Raw genomic sequence first — 14,372 nt, forward strand, 5'->3', positions numbered from 1 at the left:
TATTTTAAGATTTACTGGTCTTTATATTGCTGATAGATTTTCTGCAAGCGCGGGTCTTTTTCTGTGGCAAATGCTTCCTTTATAAGAGCTTTTGCTTCTTTTAAATCATTTAATAAGGCAAGTGTTTGTAAGCCTGCAAACCTTACATACCATTGGGTATCTTTGGTAGTAATCTTCTTTAATAAAGGCAAACTTTTGAGTTGAGTTTCTGGTGTTGATTTTACCAGATAAGTACCAAAAATTCCCAAGACCTGATATAAATCACCTCCACTCATTTGGCTAAGATGTTGCAAAAACCAGTCAAATCTTTCTGGAGCGGCTTCTTCTGCAAAGTAGTTGGCTACTGCAGAGAAAATGGTTGTATTGAAAGATGATTCGTATTTCTTAGCTAATTCGGCCGCATCAGAAGGACGACTTGCCAGAATAGCTTCAAGGGCAGCGGCCTGAACTGTATAAGAAGTATCGTTTAATGCTTGACGGAATAATTTATCATTCTGTGAATTCTGAAAGCCTTTCATGGCAATGATTGCATCTGCTCTTACATACGAACGTTCATCACTTTGTACACGACTTTGCAAGGCCTTTTCCACTTCCAGAAAATCGTCTCCATCATAGTCATACAATTTCTGAACAGCCAATTGTCTGACACGCCAGAATTTATCTTTTGTGGCATCTATCAGAACCTTTCGAATGGCCTTATCTAAAGCCGGGCTAACCACTGTACTATCTCCATCAGGCACATAAGTTAGAATTTCAAGTGCATTCAAACGAGCAGGCACTCGTTCAGCATGATAATACTGATAGATATAGTCCTCTTTGGTTTTCTGGAATAAAACTCGACCTACCAAAGTATTTTCAGGATCAAGATAAACCATTTGAGGAGCAGATGCCAGATTCCATTCAAAAGTATTTATGGCCTTGTCAACGAGAATATTGTGCTTAGTTTTTTCATTATTTGACCAAATTTCTATTTGAATTGGCAAACGATAAATAGGAGAATAAGTAGTATCCTGAATCTGATTAACTGTTAGTTTCAACTTACCTCCTGCATACTCTTGCGTAACCTGTAAATCAGGGTGACCAGGTTTTATAAACCATTGGTCAAAAAACCAATGTAAGTCTTCTCCAGTTACTGACTCAAACGCTAATCTTAATTGTTCAATTTCTCCGGTTTTAAAGGCGTTCTGTGTCAGATATAATTTTAAAGCAGCAAAGAATGCTTCGTCTCCCACTTGTTTTCTTAATAAATGTAAGATTCTTCCGCCCTTTGCATAAGAATGAGAATCAAACATATCTTCTTTATCATTATATCTATAGCGGATTAATGGCTCTTGTTTTTCTTGCGCTTCGCTGAAATATTGGTTGAAAGCGATATAGGCTACTAAATCGGCTTCATCTTGCCCATATTTATGAGCAGTCCAAAGATATTCTGAATAATTGGCAAAAGATTCATTCAAGGGTAAATTAGACCAGGATTCTGCCGTTACTAAATCACCAAACCAATGATGAAATAGTTCATGAGCTATTACCCCATCATCATTATCGTCTATCAGCTGGTGATTGTCTTTCTGCACAAAATCGCCATGAACAGTAGCCGTAGTATTTTCCATGGCACCTGATACATATTCTCTTACAGCAATTTGTGAATACTTATCCCATTGATATTTTACACCTAATATGTTTTCAAAATAGCTAATCATTTCGGGTGTACGCCCGAATATATTCATCGCATATTTTTCAAATTTCGGCTCTACATAATAGCTTACTTCAAAATTCTTATAATTAGGATCGACTACTTTTTTGAAATCTCCAACAGCTATCATGGTAAGATAGGGCGCAGCCGGTTTATCTTGCTTCCAATAATCGGTTCTGGTTCCATCACTGTTAACCTTAGAAGAGATTAATTTCCCATTAGATAAAGTCAGATATTTAGCATCAGTTGATGCTTTATCTAAAGTAATGTAGATTTCAAGGGTTGTTTTTTGATTCGGAGTATCAATAGTTGGGAACCAACAAGAGTTGGCCTCGGTTTCACCTTGTGTCCAGATTTGTCTAGGCTTATCCGAGTCTTTGCCATCAGCATTGATAAAATAGAGTCCCTTATCGGCGGTAATGGCTTCGCTTCCACCTAAAGGCAATTCATTAGGTTTTGCTATATAACTTATCTGAACCTGAGCAGAATCATTTCGGGTAAGTGTTTTACCTAAATTTATTTTTAGCAGACGGTTATCATACTCAAACTTCAACTCCTGGCCTTTCATTCTAACCATTTGCACATCAAAGCCTTTCGCATCTAGTTCAAGTGTACTTTGTGGATAAAAATGCGGTTTAAAAGTAATAGTAGCCGTACCAACCATGTGCTGCCTTGCCCAATTTGGTCGCAATTCCAATTTGGTATGAATGAGGTCATTCTTTTTGGTACGTTCTGGATTATATTTCCCTTGTGTTGGAGCAATATGAGTTACTTCTTGTGCCCAAGAACTAAAAGCAAAGCATATCAATATCAGTGGACTTAATAAACGCATTAGTAATGGAATTTGGTAGAGAAGTAACAGTTCAGCATTTTTATTGTGAACCTCCTACTCCGCTTTCTTTTTCTGGTTCTGTTTTTTCAGATCGATAAAATAATGTTCCTTTATTTTATGCAAAACATATTCATCGTCTGTTTGTTCAACTTTATAATCTCTTTTAAACTTAAAATCATCCAGACTAGCATACCCACCCTTGATAGTTAAGGTCAAAATATTGCTTGACTCATCAAATGACCAGGCAGATTCGTCTGTATCAATATCAAGGAAATCAATACCGGCACAAAATTCCAAGGTTGGGTCCATCTGATAATCATATTCTATTTTTCCATTATTGGCGAAAGTCAATATCAATGTATTGATTCTGAACTTAGATTTATCGTATGAAGTAAATTTAATAGTATTCTTCATAATTTTATTAGTCAGCAAAATCCAACGTTTGGAATCTGATAATAGAACTTTAGTCTTTGCAATGGTCTCAGCAAATTTTGCTGCTTCAATTTCCTCTTTGGTTATTTCTTTAACCTCTGCTACTGCGGTCTTAACCTCTTCTTTTACTTCGGTTACTAACACTGGTCTGATAATCTCAACAGGTCTAGTAGAAGTTTCTTTTACTAAACCTTTAGCAGTTTCAGTCTGAGTCGCTTGAGCTTTCAGATTTTGAGCTACTTGCTCTGAGATTCTCTTCAATACGTAACCACCAGTTGTTGACTCAATAGTATACTCTCTTTTGAAATTAAAATCATCCAGGCTTTTATAACCACCTTTCAAAGTCAGTGTCATTACATTGGCTTTAGGATTGTACTCCCATGAAGATGCTTTGGTATCTATGTCAAGAAATTCTGTTCTACCACCTGGCTGTGCATTAGGGCTAGTTTCGTAGTCGTATTCAATTTTTCCTCCCGGACCAAAACGTATGACAAAAGTGTCAGCTTTCAGCTTAGAAGGGCTATAGGAGGCCAGATGAATATCATTCTTTTCAACTCGGTTTGTCAGCAGTATCCATTTTTTTGACTGCATATTCAGACTGGCAGTTTGACCAAAACTCTGGGTAAAAACAAAAGCTAAAGAGATAATTTTTAAGAGCAGATTCATTTGTATTTTTGTCAAATTGAGAAACTAAGTCAATATTCATTAGTGGCCCGTTTAGCAGGGAAATATGACACCAGAAGTGTAATAACCACAACAGCGACAGCAGTTATCAGAAAATCCATCGGGTTTATCTTTACCGGATAGGCATCTACAACAGCGCTATCCATACCCATGCCAAGCCAACCAAATTGTTCTTGTGTCAGACAGAACAATAAGCCCAGTATTAGACCTACACCTGTACCAATAAAAGAGATAATGGCACCCTCACTAAAGAATATTCTTTTTATTAACGAATCATCAGCACCCATCGCATATAAAGTTCTCACTTCTTCTTTCTTGTCAATCACTAACATGGTCAATGAGAAGAAAATATTGAACGAGGCCACTCCGATAATAAATATTAATGCTATAAAGATAAACAATTTTTCGATTTTTATTGCTCTGAATAAGTTAGCATTTTGCTCGTCCTGATTCTGTACCAGAAATTGCTTACCAAATATGTTTTTTACCTCATTCTGAATTTTATCGGCATCAGCTTTAGGCTTCAGTTGTACTTCCAGAGCAGTTCGTTTGGTACCATACTCTGTTAGCTCCTGAGCCACCGAAAGCGGCACATATACAAAATCATCATGAAACTGTTCTAAAGCATATACTCCTGAAATATTTATAACCCTTTTATTGATATTGTTTTCAGGAATCAAGGAGAGTTTTTTCTGATTTTTAGGATACCAGATTTCGAGCGGCTCTAATATATTATCTATTGAGATATTTAAGGCTCCATACACATTCCCACCAATAAAGGCATAATCAACATCTTCTTTATGCAGAACAAAACTCCCTTCTACCAAGGAACCTTTCAAACGGCTGTTTTTCTGAAAAGTACTATCAACTCCTTTCAGAGTGACTACCATTTTGCCCTCTTCATACATCACCAAAGCATTATCCTGAATTACCTCCGTTACATAGTCAATTCCTTTTATCTGCTTAAGCTTGGATAATTTATCCTTTTCAATGGTAAAGGTTTTTCCCTCAACAGCTGATATTTTAATATCAGGGTCAAATGATTTGAAAATACTCCGGTTTAAATCCTCTAATCCATTAAAAACGGATAGAACTCCTATGGTTGCCATTGTGCCGATACCAATGCCTAGCATTGACATAAAAGAAATAAAGTTGATAAAACTCTTTTTCTTTCGGGATAAGAAATAACGTCTGGCTATTAAAAAGGATAAATTCAAGATGCTGAAATTTGAGAGTTATCTAGATGATTTATTTATTCTTCGTCTTCTTCAGCAGGAGCCGGAGGGATAACAATACCAGCAAAAAGGTCTTCTATTTTTTGCGCATATTCTGCCGTATCATCTATATAAAACTGTAAGTCAGGCACGATTCTTAACTGATGGCGAACTCGGGCCGCCAAATGATTTCTGATAGTTTTGGTATGTTCGCGTATAGCTTCCAGCAAACCCTCTTTATCTTTTGTCATTAAAAAGCTCAGATAAACTCTGGCAATAGCCAGGTCAGGTGTGGTTTTTACATCAGTAATTGTAACGAAAGCTTTATCGAATACCTGTTTCATTTCTCTCTGAAAAATCTCTCCCAAATCTTTCTGAATTTGTTTCGCTACTTGTCTTTGTCTTTTCGATTCCATTGTGTTCAAATTCACTAAATAATACACAAATATCCGTACTATTTCCGGTTTATTGATTAATAATCGGTTTAAAAATTATGTTTTGTCTTGTAAATCTATCTTTTTAAGCTGCACTGCCTGATTTTTTCATAACTTTGCAGAAAATACATAAACAGTACAGCCTTGCTAACGTTTTTCAGATTCAATACACTTTTCCATATCTTGTCATTGTTGTTGCTGGTAATCATTTTAAAATTACCTTTCCTGGGTGACAAACTCCCTATTTTATTGCCGGAACTAGAATGGATGTTAGTTGGAGAAAAAATCCGCGACGGAAGTTTTCTTTATAAAGAACTCTGGACTAACGTCGGACCTCTATCTGCTTTTATTTATTGGTTAATCGACTTATCGTTTGGCCGTGTTCAGTTCGCATACGAGTTCATCGCCATTCTGATTGTCTATTTTCAGGCACTCTATTTTACTTTTACCTGTAACACCCGCCAGACTTATCTTGAAAAAAACTATGCTCCGGGTTTAGTTTATGTCTTATTGATGAGTTTGTCGTTTGATATGAGCAAACTTTCTCCGGTTTTACTGGCTACTACTTTCCTTCTTTTTGCTTTCAACAAGATTGTAAAGCAAATGGAAAGACGCGAAGGGGTATCTGATGAAGTTTTTGAAATCGGGCTCTATATAGGTATCGCAGTTTTGTTTCATCAACCTTCTATGGTTTTCATTCTTTGGAGCACAGCTTGTCTTTTATTCTTTACCAATGCTAATTTAAGACAACACTTCTTGGCTATGCTTGGTTTCGCTATACCTCTGTTTTTAGTGACATTGTATTTTTATTTTAACGATAGTATCGAAGAATTTAAGTATAACTGGTTTAACGGTATATTCAAAATTAAACAATATAGTCTTGAGGATTTTAAGAGTGCTTTATTGGCAATTACAATTCCAACTATTCTGGCATTTCTTGGTTTTCTTCGCCAAACTCAAGCATCCCGTTATAATAGCTATCAGCAACGTACACAACAAATCATGTTGATATGGGCTGTTGTGGCTCTATTGGCTTTATTCTTATCCCCAAATGTGGCACCGATGCAATTCATTATTTTTGTGCCATGTTTTGCTTTTTTTGTTACAGGTTTCTTTTTGCATTTCAGAGGTGCCTTCTTCCCAGAGTTAACATTCATGATTGTTTTTATAGGGATTGTGCTCATGCAATACCAGGGAGTAACACCTGTTTTAGGCAAAGGCTTTGAGCAATTGTCAGATATGAGAATTAAGCCAAAGTCGTTACCTGAACTAATGAAAGGACAAAAAATGCTGGTAATTGGAGAAAGGATTGATGAGTATAAATTAGGAAAATCGGCGACCTGTTATCTGAATTGGGATTTATCAAAAATCGATTTAGAGAACCCGGATAACTACGAGAGTATCATTAATATATTTGATAATTTCAAGAAAGATCCTCCTACCATTATTATTGATAAGCAGAACGTAGTTCCTAAAATTTTCCAACGTATTCCAGCCTTAGCAGTAGATTATAGAACTACTAATATCAAGGGAATTTATCAGCGGAAATACTAAAAGATGTTATAATTTAAGAACCTGTTTGATTCATCGTTTGAACACAAACAGGTTCCTTTTTATTTTAACAAGCTATTTTATCTGCTCTGCGTGCGTGTCTCCCACCTTCAAAAGGTGTATTCAAAAATGTTTTTACACATTCTAGCGCTAGCTCCACATCAATAAATCGGGCTGGTAAACAAATGATATTAGCATTGTTATGCTCACGAATCAAGGCAGCCACATCCAGATTCCATACTAATCCGGCTCTGATACCTTGGTGATGGTTAGCTGTCATACATACACCATTACCTGTTCCACATATCAGAATACCATACTCATACTCTCCTTTTTCAACTGCACTAGCTAATGGGTGTGTAGTATCAGGATAATCCATTGATTCAGAAGTATAGGGACCAAAATCTGCGGTTTCAAAATTCTGACTTTGGAGCCACTGCAAAATTACCTTTTTGTATTCAAATCCTGCGTGATCTCCTGCTATTGCAACTTTCATTGATATATATTTGTTGGTTCAAACTTTTTTTTGCAAATATACGTTTTCTTAATCCGATTCTCCTGAAATTTTCAGAGAAGAATCGTTATTTTGTACAACAACATTCTATTATTATTACTATGAGCGAAAAGGAAACTGAATCAAATGACGACCTACTAATCCGCGAAGCATTTGTTGAAAAAGGATGGAACGAGATACACAGCCAGGATTCATGGCAAATACTAAAAACGGTTGCCGAATTTGTAGATGGCTTTGATAGATTAGCAAAAATTGGCCCCTCTGTAACAATCTACGGCTCTGCCAGAACCAAGCCAGACCATAAATACTACGAAATGTCTGTTGATATTGCAGCCCGATTAGTGAAAAACGGTTATGGTGTAATAACCGGCGGTGGCCCAGGAATTATGGAAGCCGGAAATAAAGGCGCCAGTAAAAACGGTGGTAAATCGATTGGCTTAAATATCAAATTACCATTTGAACAAGTCCCAAACCAATATGTTGACCCAGATAAAAGTATCAACTTCGATTATTTCTTTGCACGCAAAGTGTGCTTTATGAAATACTCACAGGGGTTTATTATTATGCCCGGTGGCTTTGGTACATTGGACGAATTATTTGAAGCCTTGACATTGATACAAACCAAGAAAATTGCGCGTTTCCCGATTGTAATGGTCGGAACAGAATATTGGAAAGGATTATTAGACTGGGTTCAGAATACGATGTGTGAAAGTGCGAATAATATTAATCCGGAAGATTTGAAGTTAATCAAACTGGTAGATACTGCAGAAGATGCAGTAAAGGTGATTGATGATTTCTATGCGAAGTATTTATTGAAACCAAACTTCTAAGTTTATTGGCTTTTCAGAAATACAAAAGTCTCCCACTAATCCACTACTGGTAATGGGAGACTTTTATTTTATAAGAATTATTTGTACTTATGCTTCTGCACAGATTTCTTCAAATGCTGCTACTAGGTGTGTAGCAATCATTTCTGCCGAACGACCTTCAATGTGGTGTCTTTCAATGAAATGTGCGATCTCTCCATCTTTAAAAATAGCGATAGCCGGAGATGATGGAGGGAAAGGAATGTAAGAGCGTAATTGTTGAGTTGCGTCAGTATCAACACCTGCAAAAACTGTTACCAGATGCTCAGGTTTTGCTTCCGAACGTTGTAAGGCTAATCTTACACCCGGACGGCAAGTACCTGCAGCACAACCACATACTGAATTGATAACTACTAATGAAGTACCTTTTTGATTTTCGATGAAATTATCAACATCTGCAGGAGTCAATAGTTCTTGAAAGCCAACATTTACCAATTCGGCCTTCATTGGTGCTACTAAATGAGGAGGATACATAATATTATTTTGTTAAGAAATACATGAAAAGCTGAGTCACCAAAAATAATAAATATAAATCTGTTACTCAGGTATATTGTTTGTTACATAAAACCCAATTCTAATTTAGCAACTTCTGACATCATTTCAGTTGAATATGGTGGATCAAAAGTCAGCTCTACACTTACATCACTTACACCTTCAATTTCTTTTACTTTCTGCTCAATTTCAACCGGAATAGATTCGGCTGATGGGCAGGAAGGCGAGGTAAGTGTCATTAATAGATAAACATTGTTTACCGGAAAAATCTTAATATCGTATATCAGACCCAATTCATATACATCAACCGGAATCTCAGGGTCATATACGGTTTTAAGCGCTTCTACTACTTTATCTTTTAATTCTTGTTCGTTCATCTGAAAAGATTATTTATTTTCTTCAATTGCCTGAAAAGCTACCGCATAGGCTTTCATTTGTTTCACCATTGACGCCAATCCATTTGATCGGGTTTGAGCCAGATGGCTAGTTAAACCTGCCCTTTCAATGAAATATAAATCTGCATGTAATATTTCTTCAGGTGTATGTCCTGATAATACTTTCAATAACATACTTACCAGACCTTTTACTATAATAGCTTCGCTGTCTGCCTCAAAAAACAACTTGTCATCTTTCATATAGGCATTCAACCAAACAATTGATTGGCAACCTTTAATGATGTTGTCTTCGGTTTTATATTCATCGGCAAGTTTTGGCAGTTTCTTACCTAAATCAATGATGTACTCATATTTCCCTTCCCAATCATCAAAAAGTTCAAACTCCTCTATGAGTTCATCCTGTAATTCGTTTATTGTCATGCTTTTTTGAATGAATTAAAGTACCATTTTCTTCACTTTCTCAATACCCTTCACAAGTTTATCAATCTCTTCTTTGGTATTATAAACAGCAAATGAGGCTCTTGAAGTTCCGGGAATTCCGAATCGTTTCATCAATGGTTGTGTACAATGATGCCCCGTACGAACAGCTATCCCTTGTTGGTCAAGTATCACCCCAATATCCTGTGGATGAATACCGTCAATTATAAACGAAATTACAGAAACTTTTTCTTTTGCCTGACCTATAATTTTTAAACCTTCAATCTTTGATAATTGTTCGGTAGCATAAGCCAACAACTCATTTTCATACGCCGCTACGTTTTCCTTACCCAATTCTTCAATATATTCAATCGCTGTTTTTACAGCAATTACGTCGGCAATGTTTGGTGTGCCTGCTTCAAATTTATAAGGAAGTTCGTTATAAGTAGTTTTCTCAAACGTCACTTCTTTAATCATTTCTCCACCACCACGATAAGGTGGCATAGCTTCCAATATTTCCTTTTTACCATATAAAGCCCCCATCCCTGTCGGACCATATAACTTGTGCGCTGAAAATACATAGAAGTCTGTATCTAAATCCTGCACATCGATATCTAGGTGAGAAGTAGCCTGTGCGCCATCAATCAATACCTTCGCCCCTACTTCATGCGCTTTCTCGATGATATATTTTACCGGATTGATAGTACCAAGTGCATTTGATACGTGAACAACCGATACAAATTTAGTTTTTTCCGACAACATTTTCTCATACTCTTCCAAAATCAATTCGCCATTGTCGTTAATCGGAATCACTCTTAAAATACAACCATTCTGCTCACAAAGCATCTGCCAGGGCACAATATTAGAGTGGTGCTCCATTGTGCTGATGATAATTTCATCACCGATATTCAGAAATGCACGGCCATAGGTTTGTGCAACCAGATTGATACCATCAGTTGTTCCATACGTAAAAATGATTTCCTCTGCATGTTTGGCATTTAGAAATTTCTGTATGGTTTTACGGGAAGCCTCGAAAGCAGAAGTAGCTTTTTCAGCTAAATGGTGTATTCCCCGGTGGATATTGGCATTGTAATGACCATAGTAATTAGCTAAAGCATTCAACACAGGCAAAGGTTTTTGTGTAGTAGCGGCATTATCAAAATACACCAAATCTTTACCATTTATCTTTTCATCAAGAATCGGGAAGTCTGCTCTTATTTTTTGAATATCTAACATCGTGGCTTTATCTTTTCTATTTTAATCTAACATCGAAAAAAACGTTTTAGTTTGCTTTGTCTACTAAATACGTATAGTAACACATAAATTAAAACCTGAGAACAAAATGCTGCTTAGGCTGCTTTTTTCTAAAGAATACAATACCTACCCAGAAAATATCAATCGAAACACTAACTTGCGGATGATTCTGAATATACGCCCAGGCCTTTTTCATTCCATCAGACCAATAGATATCATCAAAAATAAAACAAGTATCTTCATGGACTCTATTCAAGCATTTCTCAAAATAATCAACCGTTGGCTCATAACGGTGGTTAGCATCAAAGAATGCCAAATCAATTTTATCTATATTTCTTAATTGAGTTTGTAAAGTATTATTCAAATCTCCAACTATAATATCTGTATTTCTTATTCCTAATTCTTTAAAGTTTTCTTCTGCCATCTGAGCTGTATTGGGGCAACCTTCAAAAGTATACACTTTACTTTGTGGATTAGCCTTAGCTAAATAGGCAGTTGTAACACCCAAGGAAGTACCTAAATCAAGAATAGTCTGGTAATTGTAATATTTAATAATACGATAAAACAATTGAGCTAGTTTGGCAGGTTTCTGCGAGTTTCTGGCAATGTCCTTTATCTTTCTTTTGTTGGATTGGTTCAATTTTGAACCTGCGCCTAAATCTGTAATTTCAATCTCTCGTTCATCAGATAGCATTTTTCTTCTTAATTCTTCAATCTCCTGAAAATCACTTTCAACCGTTGAATTCTTCAGAACTTTGAGATAAAACTCAAACAAAAAGGGGGAATGCAGGCTATGCTCGTTTTTCGCGAGAAAAAGATATTTGAGGTAGTCGAGAATCATAGGTGCAAAAATAACAAAAGCACAGCTAAAAGCCGTGCCTTTGTTGTTTATTTACCAAGAAACTCAAATTTTCAAGAAATTTTTATTGTTCTTCAATCTCCGCTTGTTTCTTCACTGTTGTGAAACCAAGCGATTCACCTTCTCCACTATAATCAACCAATATAGTATCTCCTTCTTTCATTTCACCTTTCAGAATCTCCTCTGCTAATGGGTCTTCCACATATTTCTGAATAGCACGATTCAAAGGTCTTGCACCATATTGTTGGTCATATCCTTTTTCAGCTAGGAAATCTTTGGCTTTTTCGGTCAATTGAATTTCATAACCAATATTGGTAATGCGGGATGTTAAACGCTTCAAGGCAATTTCGATAATCTTATGGATATCTTCACGGCTCAAAGAATTAAACACAATCACATCATCCAGACGATTCAGGAATTCAGGTGAGAAAGTCTTTTTCAACGCATTCTGAATAGTACTTTTCACCATTTCGTCCTGATTATCAGTACGTGCCTTAGTAGCAAAACCAATTCCCGAACCAAAATCTTTCAAGTCACGAACTCCGATGTTTGAAGTCATGATGATGATTGTATTACGGAAATCCACTTTACGACCTAAGCTATCAGTCAAAACACCGTCGTCCAATACTTGTAAAAGGATATTGTATACATCCGGGTGAGCTTTTTCAATCTCATCCAATAATACAACAGAATATGGTTTTCTACGGATTTTCTCTGTCAACTGACCACCTTCTTCATAACCAACGTATCCTGGAGGCGCTCCGACCAAGCGAGAGATACTGAATTTCTCCATATACTCACTCATGTCGATTCTTACCAGTGCATCTTCTTTATCGAAAAGATATTCAGCCAATGTTTTAGCAAGCTCGGTTTTACCAACACCGGTAGGGCCTAAGAAAATAAACGAACCAATTGGTTTTTTAGGATCTTTCAAACCTACACGTGTACGCTGAATCGATTTTACTAATTTCTCAACGGCTGGGTCCTGACCAATAATTCTTCCACGCAAAGCGTCTCCCATTTTAAGGATTTTCTCGCCCTCATTCATATTCACACGCTTCACAGGGATGCCGGTCATCATCGCTACTACATCAGCTACATTGTCTTCAGTTACATTATAGCGTTTAGTTTTAGCTTCTTCTTCCCATGCAATTTTCGCACGGTCTAGTTGTTCCAAAAGTTTTTTCTCACGATCGCGTAGTTGTGCTGCTTCTTCGTAGCGTTGGCTCTTCACAACCTGATTTTTCTCTTTTTTAATCAACTCAACCTGTTCTTCAAGGAAGAGAATATCTTGTGGTACTGAAATATTATTGATATGCACACGAGCACCCACTTCGTCTAACACGTCAATCGCTTTATCTGGTAAATAGCGGTCAGTAATATATCTTTCTGATAATTTTACTGCGGCTTCCAGCGCTTCCGGTGTATAATTAACGTGGTGATGATCCTCGTATTTATCTTTAATATTGTTCAGAATTTCGATGGTTTCTTCGATAGAAGTGGCTTCAACCATTACCATCTGGAAACGACGGGCCAAAGCTCCATCTTTTTCTATATACTGGCGATACTCATCAAGCGTTGTGGCACCAATACATTGGATGTCACCACGGGCAAGCGCTGGTTTGAACATATTAGAAGCGTCTAAAGAGCCGCTCGCTCCACCTGCCCCTACAATGGTATGTATCTCGTCAATGAATAAAATTACGTCTGGTGATTTCTCCAACTCATTCATCACGGCCTTCATTCTTTCTTCAAATTGTCCACGATATTTGGTACCTGCTACCAACGACGCGAGATCAAGGGTAACAACTCTTTTACCAAATAAGATACGAGACACTTTTTTCTGAACGATGCGAAGAGCTAAACCTTCTGCGATAGCAGTTTTACCTACACCGGGCTCACCAATCAATATCGGGTTATTCTTCTTACGTCTTGATAGAATCTGCGCAACACGCTCAATTTCTTTCTCACGTCCAACAATCGGGTCTAATTTGCCTACTTCGGCCAGTTTTGTCAAGTCACGTCCAAAATTATCTAATACTGGTGTTTTAGATTTTTCAGGGTTTTTCGGGTCATTTCTTTGTTGATAACCACCCGAACCACTGCCGAAAATTCTTTCGTCATCATCATCAGTTTCAGGACGCTCCATTACCGGTTTCTGCCCGGTCAATTGATAATCAAGCATCTCTTTCGTCTGTTCGTAGTTTAAGTGGAATTTTTGTAAAATCTGGCCACCAAGGTTATCTCCGTCGCGTAAAATAGCCAACAGCAGATGCTCAGTGCCTATGAGTTGCGATTTGAAGATTTTAGCCTCCAAATGCGTAATCTTTAAAACTTTTTCAGATTGGCGTGTCAACGGAATGTTTGCCAAATTTTTGATATTATTGGTAGCAGTTCCTTTGGTGGCTTGTTCAATTGTTATTCTCAACTCCTCAAGCGATACACCAGCCCCTTTCAAAAGATTTAAAGCAATACCTTCTCCGTCTCTAATCATCCCCAGAATCAAGTGTTCGGTTCCGATGTAATCATGACCAAGCCTAAGTGCTTCTTCACGGGCAAGGGTGATGATGTCTTTAACTTTTTGTGAAAATTTAGGCTCCATTTAATTTAAGTAGATTGTAAGGGGAAAAATGATTAATCATTTCGCTTATCCAATTTCCCATTATTTCAATAATTTTACAATGGTTCTATTGCTTTGGTTGCTTCAATGATTAGTTTAAGCAAAACACTTGCAT

At 37.0% G+C, this 14,372-nt stretch carries 13 protein-coding genes; 2 read left to right on the forward strand and 11 right to left on the reverse strand.

Annotated elements, in window-relative coordinates:
• Positions 1-11 precede the first annotated feature (11 nt).
• Genes ACYVFA_RS07035 through rbfA form a run of 4 tightly spaced genes read right to left on the reverse strand, consistent with a single transcriptional unit; the run spans position 12 to position 5,271 of the window.
• Positions 12-2,525, reverse strand: a complete 2,514-nt coding sequence (locus tag ACYVFA_RS07035) for a M1 family aminopeptidase (RefSeq protein ID WP_460471106.1) — start codon at positions 2,523-2,525, stop codon at positions 12-14.
• A gap of 54 nt (positions 2,526-2,579) precedes the next feature.
• A complete protein-coding gene (locus ACYVFA_RS07040) occupies positions 2,580-3,623 on the reverse strand; it encodes a hypothetical protein (RefSeq protein WP_460471107.1) in 1,044 nt (347 codons plus the stop codon).
• A 29-nt stretch (positions 3,624-3,652) separates the two neighbouring features.
• Complete coding sequence (locus ACYVFA_RS07045; RefSeq protein WP_460471108.1) at positions 3,653-4,858, reverse strand: FtsX-like permease family protein; 1,206 nt, start codon at positions 4,856-4,858, stop codon at positions 3,653-3,655.
• Between the two features lie 35 nt (positions 4,859-4,893).
• Positions 4,894-5,271 carry a ribosome-binding factor A gene (gene rbfA / locus ACYVFA_RS07050; RefSeq protein ID WP_460471109.1) on the reverse strand — a complete coding sequence of 126 codons (378 nt, stop codon included), beginning with the start codon at positions 5,269-5,271 and terminating at the stop codon, positions 4,894-4,896.
• Between the two features lie 162 nt (positions 5,272-5,433).
• Here rbfA and ACYVFA_RS07055 point away from each other — a divergent pair, with 162 nt between their 5' ends.
• Positions 5,434-6,843 (forward strand): hypothetical protein, encoded by a 1,410-nt coding sequence (locus ACYVFA_RS07055; protein ID WP_460471110.1) that lies wholly within the window; start codon positions 5,434-5,436, stop codon positions 6,841-6,843.
• Between the two features lie 64 nt (positions 6,844-6,907).
• On the opposite strand, the gene rpiB is transcribed toward ACYVFA_RS07055, so the two are convergent.
• Positions 6,908-7,336, reverse strand: coding sequence for an RpiB/LacA/LacB family sugar-phosphate isomerase (gene rpiB / locus ACYVFA_RS07060; protein ID WP_460471111.1), 429 nt, complete (start codon positions 7,334-7,336; stop codon positions 6,908-6,910).
• A 119-nt stretch (positions 7,337-7,455) separates the two neighbouring features.
• Between rpiB and ACYVFA_RS07065 the strand changes: the two genes are divergently transcribed.
• Positions 7,456-8,184 carry an LOG family protein gene (locus ACYVFA_RS07065; RefSeq protein ID WP_460471112.1) on the forward strand — a complete coding sequence of 243 codons (729 nt, stop codon included), beginning with the start codon at positions 7,456-7,458 and terminating at the stop codon, positions 8,182-8,184.
• A gap of 87 nt (positions 8,185-8,271) precedes the next feature.
• Here the strand turns inward: ACYVFA_RS07065 and ACYVFA_RS07070 are convergent, their stop codons facing one another.
• The 6 genes from ACYVFA_RS07070 to ACYVFA_RS07095 all read right to left on the reverse strand — a co-directional run bounded on the left by ACYVFA_RS07070 (position 8,272) and on the right by ACYVFA_RS07095 (position 14,239).
• Positions 8,272-8,694, reverse strand: coding sequence for a BrxA/BrxB family bacilliredoxin (locus ACYVFA_RS07070; RefSeq protein WP_460471113.1), 423 nt, complete (start codon positions 8,692-8,694; stop codon positions 8,272-8,274).
• A gap of 83 nt (positions 8,695-8,777) precedes the next feature.
• On the reverse strand, positions 8,778-9,089 hold the full coding sequence (locus tag ACYVFA_RS07075; RefSeq protein ID WP_130023344.1) for a DUF59 domain-containing protein: 312 nt from the start codon (positions 9,087-9,089) through the stop codon (positions 8,778-8,780).
• Positions 9,090-9,098: 9 nt separating this feature from the next.
• Positions 9,099-9,527 carry a SufE family protein gene (locus ACYVFA_RS07080; protein WP_460471114.1) on the reverse strand — a complete coding sequence of 143 codons (429 nt, stop codon included), beginning with the start codon at positions 9,525-9,527 and terminating at the stop codon, positions 9,099-9,101.
• A 15-nt stretch (positions 9,528-9,542) separates the two neighbouring features.
• The gene (locus tag ACYVFA_RS07085; RefSeq protein WP_460471115.1) at positions 9,543-10,760 is read right to left on the reverse strand and encodes a SufS family cysteine desulfurase; all 1,218 of its coding nucleotides are present in this window, start codon (positions 10,758-10,760) and stop codon (positions 9,543-9,545) included.
• A gap of 88 nt (positions 10,761-10,848) precedes the next feature.
• On the reverse strand, positions 10,849-11,619 hold the full coding sequence (locus ACYVFA_RS07090) for an O-methyltransferase (protein ID WP_460471116.1): 771 nt from the start codon (positions 11,617-11,619) through the stop codon (positions 10,849-10,851).
• 82 nt (positions 11,620-11,701) lie between these two features.
• Positions 11,702-14,239: an ATP-dependent Clp protease ATP-binding subunit gene (locus tag ACYVFA_RS07095; RefSeq protein ID WP_460471117.1), complete on the reverse strand. Its 2,538-nt coding sequence runs from the start codon at positions 14,237-14,239 to the stop codon at positions 11,702-11,704.
• Positions 14,240-14,372: the final 133 nt, after the last annotated feature.

It is taken from the genome of Emticicia fontis (genome assembly GCF_054779675.1).